Origin of the sequence: Nonomuraea gerenzanensis (assembly GCF_020215645.1) — a bacterium.
Classification (GTDB): domain Bacteria; phylum Actinomycetota; class Actinomycetes; order Streptosporangiales; family Streptosporangiaceae; genus Nonomuraea; species Nonomuraea gerenzanensis.
The window spans coordinates 6,426,175-6,445,045 of record NZ_CP084058.1; the positions used below are offsets into that span (position 1 = coordinate 6,426,175).

Annotated in this window: 20 protein-coding genes and 1 pseudogene; 13 read left to right on the plus strand and 8 right to left on the minus strand. The window is 73.3% G+C overall.

The window, feature by feature from the left end:
* Nucleotides 1-65: 65 nt before the first annotated feature.
* Nucleotides 66-395 (minus strand): annotated as a pseudogene (locus LCN96_RS57165) (LacI family DNA-binding transcriptional regulator); the annotation flags it as partial.
* Nucleotides 396-416: 21 nt separating this feature from the next.
* Here LCN96_RS57165 and LCN96_RS30040 point away from each other — a divergent pair.
* The 4 genes from LCN96_RS30040 (at nt 417) to LCN96_RS30055 (ending at nt 4,945) form a co-directional block, all read left to right on the plus strand.
* Nucleotides 417-1,364 carry a helix-turn-helix domain-containing protein gene (locus LCN96_RS30040; protein WP_225265775.1) on the plus strand — a complete coding sequence of 316 codons (948 nt, stop codon included), beginning with the start codon at nt 417-419 and terminating at the stop codon, nt 1,362-1,364.
* Between the two features lie 851 nt (nt 1,365-2,215).
* Nucleotides 2,216-2,359, plus strand: a complete 144-nt coding sequence (locus LCN96_RS30045) for a hypothetical protein (protein ID WP_225265776.1) — start codon at nt 2,216-2,218, stop codon at nt 2,357-2,359.
* Between the two features lie 98 nt (nt 2,360-2,457).
* The gene (locus LCN96_RS30050) at nt 2,458-4,023 is read left to right on the plus strand and encodes a DHA2 family efflux MFS transporter permease subunit (protein ID WP_225265777.1); all 1,566 of its coding nucleotides are present in this window, start codon (nt 2,458-2,460) and stop codon (nt 4,021-4,023) included.
* 67 nt (nt 4,024-4,090) lie between these two features.
* Nucleotides 4,091-4,945, plus strand: a complete 855-nt coding sequence (locus LCN96_RS30055; protein ID WP_225265778.1) for an aldo/keto reductase — start codon at nt 4,091-4,093, stop codon at nt 4,943-4,945.
* 82 nt (nt 4,946-5,027) lie between these two features.
* Here LCN96_RS30055 and LCN96_RS30060 read toward each other — a convergent pair whose 3' ends face one another.
* From LCN96_RS30060 to LCN96_RS30070, 3 genes are read right to left on the minus strand one after another with little or no spacing between them, the layout of a single operon-like run.
* Nucleotides 5,028-6,197, minus strand: coding sequence for an ATP-binding cassette domain-containing protein (locus LCN96_RS30060; RefSeq protein WP_225265779.1), 1,170 nt, complete (start codon nt 6,195-6,197; stop codon nt 5,028-5,030).
* Entirely contained in the window at nt 6,194-6,895 is a 702-nt protein-coding gene (locus LCN96_RS30065; protein WP_225265780.1) for an ABC transporter permease, read from the minus strand. Before LCN96_RS30065 ends, LCN96_RS30060 begins: the two co-directional genes overlap by 4 nt.
* Nucleotides 6,896-6,898: 3 nt before the next feature.
* On the minus strand, nt 6,899-7,753 hold the full coding sequence (locus tag LCN96_RS30070) for a substrate-binding domain-containing protein (protein ID WP_225265781.1): 855 nt from the start codon (nt 7,751-7,753) through the stop codon (nt 6,899-6,901).
* 70 nt (nt 7,754-7,823) lie between these two features.
* On the opposite strand from LCN96_RS30070, the gene LCN96_RS30075 reads away from it, so the two are divergent.
* Both LCN96_RS30075 and LCN96_RS30080 read left to right on the plus strand, forming a co-directional pair.
* On the plus strand, nt 7,824-8,777 hold the full coding sequence (locus LCN96_RS30075; RefSeq protein WP_225265782.1) for a substrate-binding domain-containing protein: 954 nt from the start codon (nt 7,824-7,826) through the stop codon (nt 8,775-8,777).
* Between the two features lie 69 nt (nt 8,778-8,846).
* On the plus strand, nt 8,847-9,716 hold the full coding sequence (locus LCN96_RS30080; protein WP_225265783.1) for a GNAT family N-acetyltransferase: 870 nt from the start codon (nt 8,847-8,849) through the stop codon (nt 9,714-9,716).
* Here LCN96_RS30080 and LCN96_RS30085 read toward each other — a convergent pair.
* Nucleotides 9,702-10,466 carry a hypothetical protein gene (locus tag LCN96_RS30085; protein WP_225265784.1) on the minus strand — a complete coding sequence of 255 codons (765 nt, stop codon included), beginning with the start codon at nt 10,464-10,466 and terminating at the stop codon, nt 9,702-9,704. The genes LCN96_RS30080 and LCN96_RS30085 overlap by 15 nt on opposite strands.
* 238 nt (nt 10,467-10,704) lie before the next feature.
* Here LCN96_RS30085 and LCN96_RS30090 point away from each other — a divergent pair, with 238 nt between their 5' ends.
* The 3 genes from LCN96_RS30090 (at nt 10,705) to LCN96_RS30100 (ending at nt 13,455) form a co-directional block, all read left to right on the plus strand.
* A complete protein-coding gene (locus LCN96_RS30090) occupies nt 10,705-11,694 on the plus strand; it encodes a LacI family DNA-binding transcriptional regulator (RefSeq protein ID WP_225265785.1) in 990 nt (329 codons plus the stop codon).
* Between the two features lie 250 nt (nt 11,695-11,944).
* The gene (locus tag LCN96_RS30095) at nt 11,945-12,646 is read left to right on the plus strand and encodes a TetR/AcrR family transcriptional regulator (RefSeq protein ID WP_225265786.1); all 702 of its coding nucleotides are present in this window, start codon (nt 11,945-11,947) and stop codon (nt 12,644-12,646) included.
* Nucleotides 12,643-13,455 (plus strand): MFS transporter, encoded by an 813-nt coding sequence (locus LCN96_RS30100; protein WP_225265787.1) that lies wholly within the window; start codon nt 12,643-12,645, stop codon nt 13,453-13,455. Before LCN96_RS30095 ends, LCN96_RS30100 begins: the two co-directional genes overlap by 4 nt.
* Nucleotides 13,456-13,467: 12 nt before the next feature.
* Here LCN96_RS30100 and LCN96_RS30105 read toward each other — a convergent pair whose 3' ends face one another.
* Nucleotides 13,468-14,364, minus strand: a complete 897-nt coding sequence (locus LCN96_RS30105; RefSeq protein WP_225265788.1) for an alpha/beta hydrolase — start codon at nt 14,362-14,364, stop codon at nt 13,468-13,470.
* A 414-nt stretch (nt 14,365-14,778) separates the two neighbouring features.
* Between LCN96_RS30105 and LCN96_RS30110 the strand changes: the two genes are divergently transcribed.
* Nucleotides 14,779-15,438 (plus strand): TetR/AcrR family transcriptional regulator, encoded by a 660-nt coding sequence (locus tag LCN96_RS30110; protein WP_225265789.1) that lies wholly within the window; start codon nt 14,779-14,781, stop codon nt 15,436-15,438.
* A gap of 3 nt (nt 15,439-15,441) precedes the next feature.
* On the opposite strand, the gene LCN96_RS30115 is transcribed toward LCN96_RS30110, so the two are convergent.
* A complete protein-coding gene (locus LCN96_RS30115; RefSeq protein ID WP_225265790.1) occupies nt 15,442-16,158 on the minus strand; it encodes an L-2-amino-thiazoline-4-carboxylic acid hydrolase in 717 nt (238 codons plus the stop codon).
* Between the two features lie 262 nt (nt 16,159-16,420).
* On the opposite strand from LCN96_RS30115, the gene LCN96_RS30120 reads away from it, so the two are divergent.
* From LCN96_RS30120 to LCN96_RS30130, 3 genes are all read left to right on the plus strand, one after another.
* Complete coding sequence (locus LCN96_RS30120) at nt 16,421-16,852, plus strand: YkvA family protein (protein WP_225265791.1); 432 nt, start codon at nt 16,421-16,423, stop codon at nt 16,850-16,852.
* 33 nt (nt 16,853-16,885) lie between these two features.
* Nucleotides 16,886-17,449 carry a GNAT family N-acetyltransferase gene (locus tag LCN96_RS30125; RefSeq protein WP_225265792.1) on the plus strand — a complete coding sequence of 188 codons (564 nt, stop codon included), beginning with the start codon at nt 16,886-16,888 and terminating at the stop codon, nt 17,447-17,449.
* A gap of 134 nt (nt 17,450-17,583) precedes the next feature.
* Nucleotides 17,584-18,294 (plus strand): class I SAM-dependent DNA methyltransferase, encoded by a 711-nt coding sequence (locus LCN96_RS30130; protein ID WP_225265793.1) that lies wholly within the window; start codon nt 17,584-17,586, stop codon nt 18,292-18,294.
* A gap of 137 nt (nt 18,295-18,431) precedes the next feature.
* Here LCN96_RS30130 and LCN96_RS30135 read toward each other — a convergent pair whose 3' ends face one another.
* Nucleotides 18,432-18,860, minus strand: coding sequence for an SRPBCC family protein (locus tag LCN96_RS30135; RefSeq protein ID WP_225265794.1), 429 nt, complete (start codon nt 18,858-18,860; stop codon nt 18,432-18,434).
* Nucleotides 18,861-18,871: the final 11 nt, after the last annotated feature.

The window sequence follows — 18,871 nt, forward strand, 5'->3', positions numbered from 1 at the left end:
GAGACCACCCCGATGCGGTGGAAGCGGCCCAGGTCGAGCGCGCGGGCCGCCGTGTTGCGGCGGTAGCCCAGCTCGCGCGCCGCCGCCAGCACCCGCTCGCGGAGCTTGTCACCGACGTACGGCTCGCCGTTCATCACGCGGGAGACGGTCTTCTGCGACACCCCGGCCAGCCGGGGCCAGTGCGGTGCGTTCCCCGGTACCCGGATGTCGAGACGATGTCTCCGCGGCATTCCCTTCGGGTCAGAAGGCAGGGATGGCCACAAGGGGTCTTCGTTTTGCGAACGATTCGCAGTAGCCTCTCGGGCACGAAGGGTGTTCGAGCGGGTACGCGCGGCTCGTCCGCACCATGGAGTGACGCCGTCCCGCGAGGGGGGATGGTGCCCGTGAGCGCTCATACCGGATCCACCGCACCGGCCGTGAGCCGGTTCGTCACCAGCGACATGGAGCAGGTCCGCGAGTGGCTGGGGCAGGTCTACGGCACCCGGTTACTGGTGGGCCACATCGGCGACAGCAGCAGGCTCGCGCTGTCGATCGTGGCCGCCGGGCCCTTGATGACCACCGATCTGACCCTCCCCGGCATCCTGCACTGCCGCAACCAGGACATCGAGACCGTGCGAATCGGTTACGTGCTCAGCGGCACCGTCATGATCGACGACGGGGAGGCCGTCAACCGCTACGGCCCCGGCGACGCGCTCGTGGCCACCTTCCCGCGCGACAACCTGGTCTCGCGGGCCGAGGAGCTGCGCATCCGTACCGTGAGCCTGCCGCTCGACCTGCTGATCGAGGTCGCCGGCGGCTCGCCGGACGGCTCGGGCGACCCGCCGCGGCTGCTGTCGCGCGCACCCCTCGGCGCCGGCGCCTCCCGGACGATCGCCAACACGCTGGCCCTGACCGACGAACTGCTGTCCAGCCCGGCGGCCCGGCATCCCCTGGTGGTCGGCAACGCCGCGCGGCTGCTGGCGGCCGGCGTGCTGGCCACGTTCCCCACCACGCTGACCGTGCGGGAGGAGACCCACACCGACCACTCCGACGCCACCCCGGCCGTGCTGCGCCTGGCCATCGACTACATCGAGGCGCACTACGCCGAGCCGGACCTCTCGCTGGCCGCCATCGCCGCCGCCGCCTGCGCCACGCCTCGCGCCGTGCAGTACGCCTTCCGCCGGCACCTCGGCACCACGCCGACGGGGTACGTGCGTCAGGTGCGGCTGTCGGCCGCCCACGCCGATCTGCTGGCCGCCGACCCGGCAGACGGCGCCACCGTCAGCGCCATCGCCGCCCGCTGGGGGTTCTACCACCTGGGCCGGTTCTCCGCCTACTACCGCCGCGTCTACGGCCGGCCTCCCCGCGCCACCCTGACGACCTGAACCCACCGGCCGCCCTGACAGGCCGGACCCGCCGCAGGAAGGCCCGCCCACCGCACGAGGACCCGAACCCGCCACACGAGGACCCGAACCCGCCGCAGGAGGACCCGAACCCGCCGCAGGAGGGCGGCCCGCGCCGCCCCCCTGCCCCCTCCTCGCCCCACTCCCGCTCCGCACGCCGAAGGCGGATCTCGAGGTAGCCGGCCCTGAGGCGCTCGCGCTGCGCGGCGAGGTCGCGGTGGACGCTCCGCGCCGCGGCCACGACGCGCCGGGCGTCGGCCCGGATGTCGCGCGCCTTGAGCCGGAGCTTCTCCGCTTCGGCGCACGCCTGCGCCACCTGCGCCACGAGTCGGGAGCCATCACCCTGCCAAGCAGTCGGATCGCAGCCCACGGCCTGCATCGCACCTCGCCCTTCCCTCGCCCGAGGATCCGCCGTCGCCACCTTCACCATGGCTCCGGCCACCGCGCGGGTCAGGTCACGTGACGAAGCGTTTACCGGCCGTTCATCCCAGAAACGAAAGGCCCGGCCGATAGCGGCGGCCCACGGGCGCAGCCACGCGTCCGCCGCCGCACCCGCTCCGACTCGGCGGCGCCGGGCACGTCCATCACCGCCTCGCCCTCCGTGGCGATAGGGCCGGTCGAACATCGCCTGCCCGTACGGCCTCATCCGCCGGGGCCAGCCGGCGTCGTGGGACGGGCGGCCGGTTCCCGGCGCTGCCGCGCGGACGTGGTCGAGCACCTCGTGACGCGGATCATGGACCGGTTCGGGCTGCCCGTGCCCGGGCGCGGCGGTGGACAGGCCGGACATGTCAGCGTTTTGACATACCGGCGGAAAAATCCATATCCTGCACGGCATGCCCGATTTCAGCGTGTCCGTTCAGGACACCCTGGACCGCGACCGCGCCGTCCGCGCGCTCGCGCCCGCGCAGCATGCCCTCACTGACGGGCAGCAGGACGCCCTGGGCTCCGTGCTCGGCGCGCTGACGTCACTTCTCTGACGTCCCACCCCCTTCTTCTCCGGCCGGCCGCTCCTCGCGGGCCGGCCCGTTCACGCGCGCCGCCGCGTCCCCTCTTCTCTCACAGACAAGGCACCTTCATGTCCTCCACCACCGTGGACGCCTCGACCCTGCCCGCGCACGCCCCGCCGGGCAGGCGGTCCAACCCCTGGCTGACGCTGATCGCCGTCGCCATCGGCCTGTTCATGGTCAACCTCGACGGCTCCGTGGTCGCCATCGCCAACCCCGAGATCGGCCGCGACCTGAACGCCTCCACCGCCGACCTGCAGTGGGTCACCAACTCCTACCTCATCGCGATGGCCGCCCTGCTCATCCTCGGCGGCAAGCTCGGCGACCGGTTCGGCCGCCGGACGTACTACATGATCGGCACGCTGGGCTTCACCGTCGCGTCGGTCGCCATCGGCCTGGCCGGCTCGATCGAGGGCGTCATCGCCTTCCGCGCCGCGCAGGGCGTCTTCGCCGCCCTGCTCATCCCGAACACGCTCGGCCTGCTGCGCGCGGTCTTCCCGCCGAGGAGATTCGGCATGGCGGTGGGCCTGTGGGCCATGGTGGCCTCCTGCTCCACCGCGCTCGGGCCGATCGTCGGCGGGCTGCTCGTCGAGCACGTCACCTGGGAGTCGGTCTTCCTGATCAACCTGCCCATCGGCGTGATCGCCCTCGTCCTCAGCGCGCTCGTCCTGCCGCAGAGCAGGAACTCCACCGGCCACCACCGCTTCGACCTGCCCGGCGTGGTGCTGCTCGCGATCGGCCTGGTCGCGCTGGTCTACGGCGTCGTCAAGGGCGAGAGCTGGGGCTGGGCGTCCGGCGGCACGCTGGGCGCGCTCGCGGCGGGCCTCGTCGTCCTGATCGTCTTCGGCTGGTACGAGAGCCGCCTGGCCCACCCCCTGCTGCCGATGCGGCTGTTTCGCAGCCCGGCGCTGACCATCGGCGTGATCGTCACCGCGGTCAACTTCTTCGTGCTGCTCGGCGTGGTGTTCTTCCTGATGTTGTACCTGCAGAACGTGCGCGGCTTCACACCCGTCGAGTCGGGCGTGCTGACGCTCCCGCTGAGCCTGGCCACCGTGGCCGCCTCGCCGCTCGGCGCCGCCGTGACCGGACGGCTCGGCGCCCGTGTGTCCATGCCGATCGGCATGGCGCTGCAGGCCGCGGCCTCCTTCTGGATGTGGACCTGGGACGTCCACTCCTCCTACGCCGCCATGTGGCCGCCGTTCCTCGCGCTCGGGCTGGGGGTCGGCATGGTGATGTCCGCCTCCTCCGACGCGATCGTGGGCAACGCGCCCACCGAGGACGCCGGGGTGGCCGGCGGGCTGCAGGCCACGGCGCTGCAGATCGGCGGCGCGCTCGGCACGTCCGTGCTGGTCTCCCTGATCAGCGCCCGGGTGGGCGCCACACTCCCGGGCGAGCTGACCGCCGCCGGCGTCCCCGCCGACGCCGCCGCGGGGCTCGCGCACGCGCGGGACGCGGTGGCCATGGGCCTCTCCCCCGTCTCCGAGGGCATGCCCGCCCGGGTGGCGGCAGCCGTGGTCGAGGGCAGCGGCAACGCGTTCATGACCGGCGTGCACACGGCGGTGCTGCTCACCGGCGTGCTCTGCGTCATCGGCGGGATCGTGGCCGCCGCCGGCATGCGCCGCTCCGGCACGTCGTGACACGCCGCTCCGTCAGGTTGACCTGGAGTGCACTCCAGGGGCCAGGCTGGTCCCCATGCACAACGCCATGAGAACGCGCACCATCGGCAACCGGCAGGTCGGCGTCATCGGGCTCGGCGCCATGCCGATGTCGGTGGCCGGTCACATGCCGGACGAGGACCAGTCCATCCGGACCATCCACGCCGCCCTCGACGCCGGCATCACCTTGATCGACACGGCCGACGCCTACACCCCGTCCCACGAGGACGTCGGCCACAACGAGCGGCTGGTGGCCCGGGCGCTGTCCCTGTGGGGCGGCGACACGGGCGCGGTGCTGGTCGCGACCAAGGGCGGGCACACCCGTACGCCGGACGGCTGGGACGTGGACGGCAGCCCGGCGTACCTGCGGACGGCCTGCGACCGCTCGCTCAAGGCACTCGGCGTGGACAGCATCGGCCTCTACCAGCACCACCGGCCCGACCCGAAGGTGCCGTACGAGGAGACGATCGGGGCGCTGAAGGAGCTGCACGACGCGGGCAAGATCCAGGCGGCCGGCATCTCCAACGCCAACCCCGAGCAGATCAGGCTCGCCCACCGCATCCTGGGCGGGGCGCTGGTGAGCGTGCAGAACGAGTACTCGCCGCGGTTCCGCTCCAGCGAGCCGGAGATCGACGTGTGCGCCGAGCTCGGGCTGGCCTTCCTGCCGTGGTCCCCGCTCGGCGGCATCGGGCGTACCGGGGAGCTGCGTGAGCGCAACGCGGCCTTCATCGAGATCGCGGATGCTCACGGGGTGTCGCCGCAGCAGGTGTGTCTGGCTTGGGAGCTGGCTCGCAGCCCCGTCGTGATCCCGATTCCCGGCGCCAGCCGGCCGGAGACCATCGTCGACTCGGCCGCCGCCGCGTCCCTGGAGTTGAGTGCGGAGGAGCTCGCCCGGCTGAGCTGAGCCGCCGCACGCGCCGGCGCCGGGCATGAGCGCTGGAAGCGGGCGCCTGTGCACCACCGCCGGAAGCAGGCGCCCGCTCGCCTCACCGCCCGGGACGGGATCCGGCCCCGGGCGCGTCAGGAACGCTGGGGGTGGCCGTCGTCCCATCGTCTCCATCGGCGGCGCTCAGCGACCGCGCGTGCCGGATCCTGACCCGGACGTCGCTGCCGGCCGCCGGAAGCTCGGTGGCGAGCAGGTCCCCGGGATGCAGGCAGGTCAGCGGACCGGAGCAGGTGTCGACGTCGACGCGGGTGGCGATGCCGAGCGCCACTGCCCGGCGCAGCGTCCCGGCCACCACCCACGCATCGTCGCTCCGGTCAGCCTGCGCACCGCCGGTCCGGCCGGCGGCGCCGTCGGGCGGCCCGAGCACGAGCCGCGTGTGCTCGGGCCGCGCCGCCAGCAACTGCGCCCGTCCCGTCAGATCCGGCGGAAGCAGGTTGGTGTACCCCAGCAACCGGGCCGTGTCGGCGTCACGTGGCCGGTCCAGCACCTCGGCGGTGGGTCCGTGCTGCCGGATCCGGCCGCCGATCAGCAGCGCGGTGTCCTCGGCCACGGCGAGCGCCTCCTGCCGGTCGTGGGTGACCAGGACCGTGGCGGTGGGCTGCCCGGCCAGCGCGGCACGCAGGTCGGCCAGCAGATCGGCGCGGGTGGTGCTGTCCAGCCCGCTGAACGGCTCGTCGAGCAGCAGCACCCGGGGCCCGACCGCGAGCGCCCGGGTGATGCTGACCCGCTGCGCCTCGCCGATGGACAACCCGCGAGCGTCCCGTCCGGCCAGGGGCGCCAGGCCGAGCGCCTCGATCCACGGCCAGGCGCGCATCCGTGCCTCGCGGCGGCTCAGACCGCGGAAACGCAGGCCGTCGAGCACGTTGGCGGCCACCGTGCCGCGGCGCAGGATCGGCCGTTGCAGCACGGCGGCGAGCGCGTCGCGCATCAGGGCCGGTGTGGCGGGGCGGCCGTCGAGCAGGATCTGCCCGCTGACCCGGTGCCTGCTCAGCAGGCCCAGCGCCCGTAGCAGGGTGGACTTGCCGGCGCCGTTCGGACCGAGCACGGCCAGCGTGCGCCCCGACGCCACGTGCAGCTCCGGCACACTGAGCAACTCCCGCCCGCCCGCGCGCACCCGCAGGTCCCGGCACCCGATCCCGCCGCGGAGGCTCGCCTGCTCGTCCCCACCGCTCAGCCCCCGGCGCCCGTCCCAGCCCTTGAGCCCGCTCACCGCAGCACTGCCCGTCGCTGCTGCACCAGGGTCAGCGACAGGTTCACCCCGAACGCGATCAGCAGCAGAATCAGCCCGAACGCGATGGCCAGGGAGAACTGCCCCCGGCTGGTCGCCAGCACCGCGGCGGTGGTCAGCACCCGGGTCTGACCCGCCAGATTCCCCCCGACCATCTGCGCGGCCCCGACCTCGCTCACCACCGCGCCGAACGCGGCCATCGCCGCAGCCAGCAGCGGCAACCTGGCCTCACCCAGCAACGCCGCGAACGCGCGGACGGGCGTCGCCCCCAGAGCCTGCATCTGCACCCGGAAGTCCGGATCGACCTGTTGCAGCGCCGCCGCCACCAGCGCGACCACGATCGGGCTGGCGATGGCGGCCTGCGCGAGGACCATCGCGGCAGGCGTGTAGAGCAACTCCAGCCCGCCCAGCGGCCCGCTCCGCCACAGCAGCACGGTGACGAACAGCCCGATCACCACCGGCGGCATGCCCATCCCCGTGTTGGCCGCCGCCAGGGCGACCCGCCGCCCGGGAAAGCGGGCCAGTGCCAGGGCCGCGCCGAGCGGCAAACCGATCAGCAGGGCGATCGCGGTCGCCGTCAACGACACCCGCAGGGTCAGCGCGATGATCGACCAGCTGTCCTGGTCACCGGAGAGCAGCAGGGCGATCGCGTCCGCCAGCCCGTCGAGCAGCACGTCCATGGCTCACTGGCCCAGCTTCGCCTCGTCCGCGCCCGCGTCCGGCGTGAAGAGCGGCTGGCCGAACTTCGCCGTCCCGAACGCGCCGATGAGCTGCTGCGCGGCCGGCGCGACGATCCAGTCGGCGAACGCCTTGGCGCCGTCGGGCCGTACGCGGTCGCCCGCCTTCTTCGTCATCTCGATGACGTGGTAGACGTTGAGCAGCCCGGGATCGCCCTCGCTGAGCACCTTCAGCTCCAGGGTGTCGCGCTGGGTGAGATACGTGGCCCGGTCCGACAGCGTGTAACCGGCCTTCTCGCTGGTCACCCGCAGGGTCTCGCCCATGCCCTGCCCGGTGGACTGGTACCAGGACCCGCCCGGGGTCACCGCGGCCTTGGTCCAGAGGGTCTTCTCCTTGGCGTGCGTGCCCGACTCGTCGCCTCGGGAGACGAACACCGCCCGCGCGTCCGCGATCCGCTTCATCGCCTCCGGGCTCTTCCTGCCCCGGATCCCGGCCGGATCGTCCGGCGGGCCGAGCAGCACGAAGTCGTTGTGCATCACCAGCCGCCGGGAGCCGGCGCCGCCCTCGGCCACGAACTCCTCCTCCGCGGCGGGCGAGTGCACCAGCAGCACGTCGGCCTCGCCGCGCCTGCCCAGCTCGATGGCCTGCCCGCTGCCGACCGCCAGCGTCTTGACCTGCCAGCCGCTGTCGCGGGTGAACGCGGGCAGCAGCTCGTCGAGCAGCCCGCTGTCCTGGGTGCTCGTGGTGGTGGCCAGAATCAGCGACTTCTCCGCCGCCGGGGTGGACGGGGTGCCTCCGGAGGAGGGGGTGGTCCCGCACCCGGCCACCAAGGCGGCCGCCACCCACGCGCCAATGACCAAGAGCCTGCTACGTATCATCGTGGCCCTATCTGTGCTACTTCAGATCAGTGCAAGGGTAAATTACGCAAGCATGACCCGATATCGGGAAATTTGCAATGATCTCGCGCACCGGATCAGTGCCGGCGTCCTCCATCCCGGTGACGAGCTGCCGGGCATCCGCGAGCTGGCCCAGCAGTGGCACACCACGGCCTCCACCGTCAGCCGGGCACAGCGCCGGCTGGCGGACGCCGGGGTGCTGGAGCTGGCCGACCGCCGCCGTGCCCGCATCGCCGCCGGCGCCGTCCTCGCCGCCCGGCGGTTCCTGCAGTCGGACGCGGTCCTCAGACTCGCGGGCAGCGACGACCCGGCCCTCGACCTGCTCACCGGGACGCTCGACGGGAAGCTGACCATCGTCACGCGCGAGGGCAGCGTCACCGGTCTCAGCGCGGTCCGCCAGGGCCACGCCGACGGGGCGGCCATCCACCTGCTGCACCGCGACGGGGTCTACAACGCGCCCTTCGCGCTCGGCATGCTGCGCGGCATGGAGCCGCACCTGATCCACCTCTGGCGGCGCGAGCAGGGTCTGATCGTGCCGCGCGGCAACCCGTACCGCATCACCGGGATCGCCGACCTCAAGGACCGGCGGATCTCCGCCCGCCGTCCGGGCACCGGCACCCGCATCCTCCTGGACCGGCTCCTGCTGGCCGCCGGCCACGACCCGGACCACCTGCGGGGGCCGCAGGTGGGCTCCCACCTCGAAGTCGCCCTGGCCGTCGCCACCGGCACCGTGGACGCCGGCCTCGGGGTCCGCTCCGCCGCGACCGACCTGGGGCTCGACTTCGTCTCGCTGACCTGGGAGGAATTCGACATCGCACTGGCGGGGCACGCTCTCGACTCGGCCGTCCACCTCGTCGCCGCCCTGCGCACGCCTGCCCTGCGGCAGCGGATCGCCGCGCTGGGCGGCTACGACACCTCACGGTCGGGCGACGTCACGAAGCTCTCCGCCCCGGATGCTGCGGAGGCTCGGATGGCGGGGCGCGGCTGAGGGCGGTGCGGCTGGGGGCAGCCGAAATCCCTTTGAGGCGCTGCGGGCGGGCTGGCTAGCCTGCCGTCCATGATCTCGCTCCAGCGGCACCGCCTGACGCACGCCGAAACCGGTCCCGCGCTGCGGGCGCTGTCGGAGTGGACGCCGGCCGACGCCCCGGCGGGCGGTCTCCATCCCGGTGACGTGGGCTGGCACCTGCGGTTCGACGACGCGACCGTCCTCCTGTGGACGCAGGGGGCGACGCCGGTGGCGGCCGGTTTCCTGGACGGCCCCGTCCTGCGCGTGACCACCGCACCCGACGCGGACCTCGGGGCGCTCGCAGCCGATGCGGAGGGACTGCTCACGCCCGGCGCGGATGTGGGCGCGCCCACGTCCGGCGCGAAGGAGCTGCTCACGCCCGGCGACGGCCGGTGCGACGGCCTGCCGCTGCCAGGGTGGGAGCCGGACCCGGAGGAGTCCTGGCTGGTCATGTCGTGGTCCCCGAGGCCGGTGTCGAGCCGGGCCGAGCCGGTCGGCGAGGCCGAGGCGGCCGACCGGGTGCTGGTGCAGCGGTCGGCCTTCGCCGGATCCACGTTCACCGTCGAACGCTGGCGCACGATGCGCCGCTCACCGGCGGGCGGGCCGGCCGTGGAGGCGCTGGTGCGTACGCCGGCGGGCGAGCCGGCGGCCGCGGCGACCGGCTGGTTCGCGGGCGTGGGCAGGTGCGGGCTGCTCGAACCGGTCGGCACCCATCCGGACCATCGCGGGCACGGCTACGGGCGCGACGCCGTGCTCGGCGCGTGCGCGGCGCTCGCCGACCGGGGTGCGAGCGCGGTCGCCGTCGTGACGCCGTCCGGCAACGACGCGGCGGTGGCGCTGTACCGATCGGCCGGGTTCACGGTGCTGCGCGAGAACCGCGACTGGGTCCGCGGGGCCCGCTCAGCCTCACCGGGCCGATGACCGCCAGGCGTTCAAAAAGGGCCACTTCACGTCGAGGTTCACCAGCTCGATGACCCGCCGATCATCGAAGATGATGCGCTCGTTCCCCTTGTAGTAACTGAACTTCGGCGCGTTCTTCTCGATCTCCAGCGAGATGTCGTCGAGATCGCTGCGGAACCGCTTCGGCAGGAGCGCCTCACCGTAGAACGGCAGCGTGGGCACCTCGAAGGTCTTGGAGAACAGGACGGTGGCGGAGCCGCCGCGCACCCCCAGGTGCTGGATCGGGGCGGCCTTCGGGTCCGTGCCGTTGACATCGGTCAGCCCGTCGTAGGGGATCGGGATCCGGAAGGGGCCGCTGACGATGCCGCCGTCCTCGAAGATGATCGCCTGGGTGCCGTTGGTCCAGGTATGCCTCCAGCGGAACTTGGGCCCGCTGAAGGCGATCGCGGCGGCGTCGATGCCTCGGGTGAACTGCTTGGGCAGGAACGGCCACTTCTTCTTGATCGGTGCCGGCCCCTCGACGAGCCCGCGGTCGGTGAAGATGGCGTACTGGTCGCCGATCAACGCCAGGTGCTTCCACAGGTTGCGCTCCTTCACCGTGGTCACCGCGTCGAAGGCGCGCAAAGCCGGGACGGGCGGGGGCTCGCGCAGCGCCGCGGCCGGTGAGACCGCCGCCGTCGCGGACGGGGGTGCGGTGGCCGCCCCCAGGGCGATCACGGCGACCATCAAGGCGAGTAACCGCCACAACCGCGGCGGGACATCCGACTGCATCGTGCGCACCTTCCCACTCCCATCACCGGCCGACGCATGTTCAGGTTGGTCAGGAACGGTTCGTACGAGAGCGGGAAGCGGATGAACCCGAGCCCTCGGGCGTCGTACGAGCGCCGAGCGGATGATCAGTCCGATGGGACGCGCCGCGCTACACTCGGCACCGACGGCGGCCTTGGGCGGCGACTGCCGGGCCGGATGCGGATCGAGCGGCGGAGACGTGGGGCGCGGCATGGTGACCATGGAGGACGTTGCCCGGCTGGCCGGGGTGTCGAAGATGACCGTCTCCAACGTCGTCAACAACCGTGACGGGGTCAGCGACCTGGTCCGCAGGCGGGTGCTGGAGGCGATCCAGCAGTCGGGCTACCGTGTGAACCTCTCCGCCCGCACCCTGAAGTCCGGGCGGACCGGCGTCCTCGGCCTGGCGGTGCCCGAGATCGACCTGCCGTACTTCAGCCACCTGGCCACCCTCGTCATCGACGCGGCCAGGCGCCGGGGCTACCACGTCGCCCTGGAGCGCACCGGCGCGGTGGAGGCCGGTGAGGCCGACGCGCTCGCACACTCGCGCATCCTGCAGTTCGACGGCCTGATCCTCAGCGCCGTCGCCCTGGGCGGGCTGGACGAGCGGCTGACAGAAGCGGGCCATCCCATCGTCATGCTCGGCGAGCAGGACTTCGGCGGCCGTTTCGACCACGTCGCCATGCCGAACGAGGACGGCGTCAAGGCCGCGGCCATGCACCTGGCCGACCAGGGGTGCCGCCGGATCGGGTTCGTCTCGGGCGCGCCCCGCGACGGCGTGAACGTGATCACCCGCCGCTACCACGGCTACCTCGCCGGGCTGGCCGAGCGCGGCCTGGCCGCCGACCCGCCCCTGCTCTTCCCGCTGGACGACATGACCATGGAGGCCGGCCGCGACGCCGCCTACCGCCTGGTGGACTCGGGGCTGGAGGTGGACGGGCTGGTGGCGGTGACCGACACAGTCGCCGCGGGCGTGCTGCGCGGCCTGGCCGACCGTGGGCTGCGGGTGCCCGGCGACGTGCGCCTCATCGGGTTCGACGACGTCCCGCAGTCGCGGTTCCTCGTGCCGTCGTTGTCGAGCGTGGCGCCGGACCACCGGTGGATGGCGGAGCAGGCCGTCGAGCTGGTGGTGCAGCGCATCCACGCGCCGCTGCGCCCGACCGGGCAGTACGTCGCCCCCTTCGAGCTGATGATCCGCGAGTCGACCCGCTGACCGAAGGACCGGCGCGTTCGCCCGTCCCTCCTGACGGTCGCTCTATTGGCGTTGACACTCATGCACGGCTACCGCCACGTTCCGCGCGCCGACGCCACCTTCCGCCTGGCCCCGTTACCACGCCACCTCTCCTCTGCGGTGGACAGGACGGCTGAGGACCACCGCGAGGCTGCGCGTGTCGCTCGCCGCACAGCTTCCTCGTCCGTTATGCGATTGACGGAGTGAGTGCTCACTCCGTACCGTGCCGGGTATGACGAACCCAGAGAGCCGGCGTCGTGCGCCGGCGATGAGCCCGGAGCAGCGCCGCGAGATGATCGTGCGCGCCGCCCTCCCGCTGGTGGTCGAGTACGGCACGTCCGTAACCACCGCCCAGATCGCCCGTGCCGCTGGTATCGGTGAAGGGACGATCTTCCGCGCGTTCGGCGACAAGGACACCTTGCTGGCCGCCTGCATGGCCGAGGCGGCGCGTCCCGACGACACGCTGGCCCACGTGGCCTCGATCTCCCTGGACCTGCCGCTGGCGGAGCGGCTGGAGGAGGCGGCCGACGCGTTGCGCGGCTACCTCGCCAGGATGGGCGCGGTCGCCGGCGCCCTGGCCGCCTCCGGCGGGCTGCGCCGCGAGCCCGGCCTCTTCCCCAGCCGTCCCCCCGGCCCGGACGAGGACTCCACAGGCGCGAGCAGCACGCCGGGTGAGGGCTCGGACCGCAGCGGAGGTGGGCCGCGGTCGCCTGTCTCGGGCAGGGAAGCCTCGATGGCCGCCACCCGCGAGGCGCTGACGGGCCTCTTCGAGCCGGAACGCGACCACCTCAGAGCCACCCCCGAACGGCTCGCGGAAGCCTTCGCCTTCATGACCATGGCCGTGGGCAGGGGCAGCCCCTCCCCGCTCACCTCGGCCGACCTGGTGGACCTCTTCCTGAACGGCGCCCTCCTCAGAGAGGGCGAGGCCGGATGACGACGCCGGACCTCTACGCCGACCTGCCTCCCGGCAGCCGCAGGCCCGTCACCTTCGCCCTGCTCGCCTGCGCCTTCCTCGGCATGCTCGACGGCACCGTCGTCGGCACGGCCCTGCCGCGCATCGTCGAGCAGGTCGGCGGCTCGCGCGCCTGGTACGTGTGGCTGGTCACCGCGATGCCGTTCCTGATCGCCGGCCGCGCGTTACAGGGGGTGGGCGCGGGCGCGCTGCTCACCGGCGGCTTCCTCTTCCAGCTCGCGGCCCTGCCCGCGGGTGTCCTCCTGCCGCTCTACCTGCAGCAGGTACGCGGCCACTCCGCCACCGTCTCCGGCCTCCTCCTGCTCCCGCTCCTGGTGGGGATGGTCGTGGGCAACCGGGTGACGGCCGCCCTCATCCTCCGCTCCGGGCGCGCGAAGCCGGTGCTGCTCGCGGGGGCAGGGCTGCTCGCGGCCGGGTCCGCGGCGTTCTTCACGCTCGGCCAGGACACCTCGGCGGCCCTGACCGGCGCGTGGCTGCTGCTGATCGGCCTCGGCACCGGCCCCGCCATGGGCGGCCTGACCATCGCCACCCAGAACAGCGTCCCCCGCGCCGACCTGGGCACCGCCACGGCAGGCTCGATGCTGACCAAGCAGCTCGGCGGCTCGTTCGGCCTGACCTGCGCGCAGTCGCCGATCGGCGGCACGCGCATCACGGCGGCTGGCGTGGGGGGCACGATCGGCCGGCTGGGGACGGTGGCCGGCCTGCTCGCCCTCGCCGCCCTCCTCGCGATGCGCGAGACCACCGTCCCCAGCCCCGCTCTCTCCCGCTGAAAGCCCGGGCTGCTACACGCGGTCGGCGGGTTCGGGCAGGCGCGCGGCCCAGTCAGCGAGGCGGCTCAGGAACGTCGTGGCCGTGGATGGCCGGGCGTCCTCGGCGAAGAGCACGGCCGCGTGGAAGGCGTGCGGCATGCCCTCGTACACATCGAGGTCCACCCGCACCCCCGCAGCCGAGGCGGCTTCGGCGAAGCGGTGGGTGTCCCGCAGGAGGACCTCGTCGCCGCCGACGGCGAGCAGGAGGGGCGGGAGTCCGCGCGGGTCGCCGTAGATCGGCGACTGGGGCGCCCGGTCCGGGCGGGCTCCGGCGAGGTACTGGTCGGCGACCGGCCCCATGATGGCCGGGTCGATCGAATCCCGCCCGCCATCCGTCGCGGCGACCGGCTTCGGGGCCAGGTCGGTGACCGGCGAGACGGGCACGGCTCCGCCCGGCATGGGGTCCCCGGCCTCGGCGAGCATCAGGAGCGCCGACAGGATCAGCGTCCCGCCCGCCGACTCGCCGACGAGCAGGATCCGTCCGGCGGGCACGCCCTGACGGAGCAGGCTCCGGTAGACGGCCAGCACGTCCTCGACCGCCGCCGGGTACGGGTGGGCGGGCGCGAGCCGGTAGTCCACGGCGAAGGCCGGGCGGCCGGTGGCCCGGGACAGGCGGTGGGCCATGATGCGCTCCATCGGCGGGTTGCTGAAGGAGAAGCCGCCGCCGTGGACGTAGACCGTGACACCCGCCTCGGCTGAGGCGCGGTCAGCGGTGACCCAGGTGCCGGGGACGCCGCCGGTCTCCGGCAGCACCGCGGTGAGGTCGGCGTCGCCGTCGAGGACGGGCGGGTCGGAGAAGACCTGGCCCATCCGTGCGCGTACGGCCGCCGCCTCCTCCAGGGAGGCGGGCAGGTGGGTGATGGAAGGCAACAAGGAAGTCCTTTCTGCCCGGACGATGCGCCGGGGCATGCGTGAGAGCCCGCGCCCGGGGCGCGGTTGAAGAGCAGTGGGAACGAGCGCGCGTCAACGCCCTTCGACCGGCAGGCGAGCGGCCCGCGACCCTGCGGGCACAGCGAAGCCGGCCTTCACGAGGCCGTCGAGACGGGAAGGATGACGCGCGGGAGGCGCGATGAGATCAGGCGCGACCTGTGACGTGTGTGTCCACGGCGATCATCTCCCTGCATCAGGTGCCGCCTGCCCGCCGCCGTCCGCACCGGCCGGCGTCACGCGGCACGCCGCCTATCAAAAACGGCGTGCCGCCCGGTTGTCAAGGCACGCGCCACCCGGCCGTCCCGCTATGCTGGCCAGCCAATCCGATGCGGCCATATCGGGAAGGTGGTGCACGTGGCCGAGCGACGTACCCGCGGGCCAGGGGCGCACCATGAGGAGCGCCGCAACCAGATCGCCGACGCCGTGCTCGCCGTCGTCGCCGACCGCGGCCTGGCGGCCGTGTCGCTGACCGAGGTGGCCGCACGGGCCGGGATCTCGCCCGGCCGCGTGCAGCACTACTTCCCCGCCAAGCGGCAGCTCATCGAGGCCGCCTTCGAGCGCGGCAACGCCCTCGGCGGCGCCCGCGTCAGGGAGCGGGTGGGCCGCGACCTGGACGCCGCCGAGCCGCGCCTGGTGCTCACCGTGGTGCTCACCGAGCTGATCCCGTACGACGCCACGACGCGGGCCCACATGCGCGTACGGCAGTCCTTCCACGCCTTCGCCTTCGCCGACGAGGAGATCGCGGCCCGGCTGCGCGTCCTGTACGCGCAGTTCCACCGCCGGCTGAGCGACCTCGTCGGCGCCGACCAGCGGGCCGGACGCCTCCCCGCCGGCCTGGACGCGCACCGGGCGGCGGTGACCCTGGTGGCCCTGGCCGAAGGGCTCGCCGCGAACGTCCTCATCGACGTCACCCCCGCCGCCACCGCCCGCGAGAGCGTGCTGGCCGCCATCGCCGGGCTCTACGACGGGCGGGATCCGTACGGGATCGTGCCGGGGAGCCCGGCGCAGCGGTGACGCTCAGGCGGGCGCGGCCGGGCCGGTCCGGCTGAAGTGGAAGGGGCAGGTCGTGCCGCCCGTGCCGATGGTGGTGGGGCGCTCGAAGCGGAAGCCGTGCCGGCCGGGCTCGATCGCCTCGATCCAGTTGCCGTCGAACGCGCACATGACCGGGGTCAGCTCCGGCGCGCCGCCGGCCACCAGGACGTCGTGGTAGAAGCACCGGTGCACGTCGAGGTGATAGCGCTCGTCGTCGTCGACCGGCCGGGCGAAGACGAACCCCGTACCGAACGCGTGCTCCTCACGTGACTTGCTCAGCTCCACCATGGCGCGGAAGGGATCGGGGGCGTGGTCGAGCATGGCCCGGGTGCCTTCCTTCATGGTGGCGGCGAGCGGTTCGAGGAACGCCGCGCCTACGACGGCGGTGGCCGTCTGCTCGCCCAGCTCGGGACGGAGGAGCGCGTGGGCGGCGGCCAGGGCCAGGGTGAGGCGCAGGTTGTGGCGGGCGGGCTCGTCGACGACCATGGACTGGTTCGCCGCCTCCAGCTCGCGCTGCCGTGCTCGCATGGAGGTCGTGAGCCGCGCGGGGAGCCCGTGCTCGGGCAGGGTGGCGGCGAGATGGTCGTAGAACGCGTCGAGAAGCAGCGTCGTGTCCCGATCCGGGTCGGGCACGTACGCGCCTTCGGCGAGCCTGAAGTGGTCGGCCGCGCCTTCGGCGAGCCTGAAGTGGTCGGCGGACATGAGCAGCGGTCCTTTCGTGTACGGCTCGACGCGTACACGACCGCGGCCCCACTGGAGGCACGCCTGGCCGTGCCCGCAGCCGAGCGAGCACGCCAGCGCACTCCACCGACCGACCAGGCGCTGACAAGTTGTCGCGGCGAGTGTGCCACGCCTTGGACGATCATGTCCACCCGGCCAGGACCTCGGAGCGGGGCGTACGTAACATGGGTGAGGCCCGGCGCCGGTCGGGAGCGGCGGCATCGCGGTGCCGGAGAGGGCGGACATGACGGGGGCGTGGGGCTGGGACCTGCTGATCGGCGTCGCGGTCGCGCTGCTGGTCGCCTGGCTGGCGCTGCTCGTGACGCTGGCGGTCGTCCGGCCTTCCGGGAGCCTGTTGCGCGAGGCGCTGCGGCTGCTGCCCGACGTGCTGCGCCTGGTGCGCCGCCTGGCCGCCGACCCGGAGCTGCCGCGCGGCGTGCGGGTGCGGCTGGCGCTGCTGCTGGCCTACCTGGCCCTGCCTGTGGACCTGGTGCCCGATTTCATCCCCGTCCTCGGGTACGCCGACGACGCGATCATCGTCACCGCGGTGCTGCGTTCGGTGGTGCGCAGGGCCGGGCTCCAGGCGGTCCGCCGGCACTGGCCGGGCACCGACGACGGCTTCGCCGCGCTGGTCAGGCTGACCGGGCTCGCCACGAAGACGGGTCAGGGCGAATGAGACGGCCCGGACAAGCAGTAGGATCATGCGCCCATGAGCCCCTTGCCCCTGCTCTCCGCCACGGAGATCCGCTCGGACCGCCTCCTGCTCCGCAAGACGCTGTACGAGGCCGACCGTGAAGCGCTCATCGAGCTCTCCACCGATCCCGAGGTGCGGGCCCACATCGGCGGCCCCCAGCCGCGCGACGAGGCCGAGCGGCACTTCGACGCGGTCCTGGCCGCCGGCGCGACCTCCAGGCCGGGCAGCTACCTCATCGCGGAGCACCCGGCGAACCGGCTGCTCGGCACGCTGACGCTCGTCCGCCGGGCGCGCGAGCTGCCCGGGCACGTCACCGAGGAGGGCGAGGAGCTGGAGCTGGGGTACGTGCTGCGGCGCAGCGCCTGGGGCGCGGGGTTCGCCTTCGAGGCCGCCACGGCCGTGCTGGGCACCGCGGCCCGCGAGCTGCCCGACCAGCCGGTCGTGCTCATCACCCAGACCGCGAACGAACGATCGCTGAAACTCGCCACCCGCCTCGGCTTCACCCCGGTCAGCACGTTCGAGGAGTGGGGCGCCGAGCAGACCCTGTGCACGGCTCCTCTGTCCAGGTTCCTCATCTGATCGTCTCGCACGGCTGCATGACGCGTCCCAAGATCGAGATCACCGCGGGGCCGGTCAGGAAGCTGCGGCCGGGAGTGCGGCTGCATCATCGTCTTCAGCCGCTGAGGTGCCGGTGCAGCGGGTAGCCTGGGCCGATGTTCTCGCCTCACGGCCCGTCGCTGCGCGAGCTGGCGATCCAGGCGCTGTCGTCGGTCGAGCGCGGTTACGACCTGCTCGCCCCCAAGTTCGAGCACACCCCGTTCCGCACCCCCGCCCCCGTCCTCGACGCGACCGCCGCAGCGCTGCGCCCGTTCGGGCCGTTCGAGCGGGGCCTGGACGTGTGCTGCGGCACCGGCGCGGGCGTCAATGTCCTGCGCCCCCTGTGCCGGGAACGGATCACGGGCGTCGACTTCAGCTCCGGCATGCTCGCGCAGGCCCGCCGGACGCATCAGGACGCCACCTGGGTACGGGCCGACGCCCGCGCCCTGCCCTTCACCGGAGCCTTCGACCTGGCGGTCACGTTCGGGGCGATGGGGCACTTCCTGCCCGCCGAGCGGCCCGCGCTCTTCGCCGGTGTCCATCGTGCCTTACGGCCTGGCGGGCTGTTCGCCTTCCCGATCGGCGCGCCGCCGCCCGTCACCTCGGCCCGGTACTGGGCGCTGCAGGGTTTCGACCTGGCCATGCGGGTGCGTAACGCCGTCTGGCGCCCGCCGTTCGTCATGTACTACGGCACCGGCTGGCCGCGCGCGGTGAGCGACGACCTGGCGGCGGCCGGGTTCACCGTGACGGCGGTCCCGCTGCCGGCCCTGGGCCGCCGCGAGGACGGCAGCCCGCGCGGCCGGCTCCTGCTCGCACGCAGGCCATAAGCCGCACGCAGGCCGCAGCCGGTGCAGGCCGCAGCCGGTGCAGGCCGCAGCCGGTGCAGGCCGCAGCCGGTGCAGGCCGCAGCCGACGCGGGCCGCAGCCGCGCGGAGTCCTGCGGCGGGGCCGAAACCCGCGCGGATCACTTCGCCTTCAGCGGCTCGCCGAAGGACTTGCGCAGCGACGAGGTGGCGGCGAGCGGGAGCAGCGCGGCGAGCACCTTGCCCTTGAACGTGCTGGGCCGCCGCGTCAGCTCGACGTCCACCCGGGTGCCGTCACCCTCGGGGGTGAGCCGGATGTCCCACCCACCACCGGGCCCGAACAGCTTCGAGTCGAGCGTGGTGACGACCACCCTGCCCTGCTCCGCGTCCCAGTCGTAGCGGGCGCGCTCCCAAGCGGCGGCCGTCCCCTCGGTCACCTCGGCCCAGGTGTCGCCGAGCTGGTGCACCGAGAAGTGCTCGGCGTCGATCGAGGGCCAGCTCTGCGCCCGCGAGGGACCGAAGTCCGTCAGCACCCGCAACGCGGCGGCGGGGCTGAGCGAGGAGAGGAGGTGAAAGCGCACCACTGCCATGGGAAGTCCTT

Coding starts and splice junctions, on each gene's coding strand:
- LCN96_RS30045 (WP_225265776.1), top strand. CDS start 2,216: ATGCCCGATTTCAGCGTGTCCGTTCAGGACACCCTGGACCGCGACCGC.
- LCN96_RS30050 (WP_225265777.1), top strand. CDS start 2,458: ATGTCCTCCACCACCGTGGACGCCTCGACCCTGCCCGCGCACGCCCCG.
- LCN96_RS30055 (WP_225265778.1), top strand. CDS start 4,091: ATGAGAACGCGCACCATCGGCAACCGGCAGGTCGGCGTCATCGGGCTC.
- LCN96_RS30065 (WP_225265780.1), bottom strand. CDS start 6,895: ATGGACGTGCTGCTCGACGGGCTGGCGGACGCGATCGCCCTGCTGCTC.
- LCN96_RS30075 (WP_225265782.1), top strand. CDS start 7,824: ATGACCCGATATCGGGAAATTTGCAATGATCTCGCGCACCGGATCAGT.
- LCN96_RS30080 (WP_225265783.1), top strand. CDS start 8,847: ATGATCTCGCTCCAGCGGCACCGCCTGACGCACGCCGAAACCGGTCCC.
- LCN96_RS30085 (WP_225265784.1), bottom strand. CDS start 10,466: ATGCAGTCGGATGTCCCGCCGCGGTTGTGGCGGTTACTCGCCTTGATG.
- LCN96_RS30090 (WP_225265785.1), top strand. CDS start 10,705: ATGGAGGACGTTGCCCGGCTGGCCGGGGTGTCGAAGATGACCGTCTCC.
- LCN96_RS30095 (WP_225265786.1), top strand. CDS start 11,945: ATGACGAACCCAGAGAGCCGGCGTCGTGCGCCGGCGATGAGCCCGGAG.
- LCN96_RS30100 (WP_225265787.1), top strand. CDS start 12,643: ATGACGACGCCGGACCTCTACGCCGACCTGCCTCCCGGCAGCCGCAGG.
- LCN96_RS30115 (WP_225265790.1), bottom strand. CDS start 16,158: ATGTCCGCCGACCACTTCAGGCTCGCCGAAGGCGCGGCCGACCACTTC.
- LCN96_RS30120 (WP_225265791.1), top strand. CDS start 16,421: ATGACGGGGGCGTGGGGCTGGGACCTGCTGATCGGCGTCGCGGTCGCG.
- LCN96_RS30125 (WP_225265792.1), top strand. CDS start 16,886: ATGAGCCCCTTGCCCCTGCTCTCCGCCACGGAGATCCGCTCGGACCGC.
- LCN96_RS30130 (WP_225265793.1), top strand. CDS start 17,584: ATGTTCTCGCCTCACGGCCCGTCGCTGCGCGAGCTGGCGATCCAGGCG.
- LCN96_RS30135 (WP_225265794.1), bottom strand. CDS start 18,860: ATGGCAGTGGTGCGCTTTCACCTCCTCTCCTCGCTCAGCCCCGCCGCC.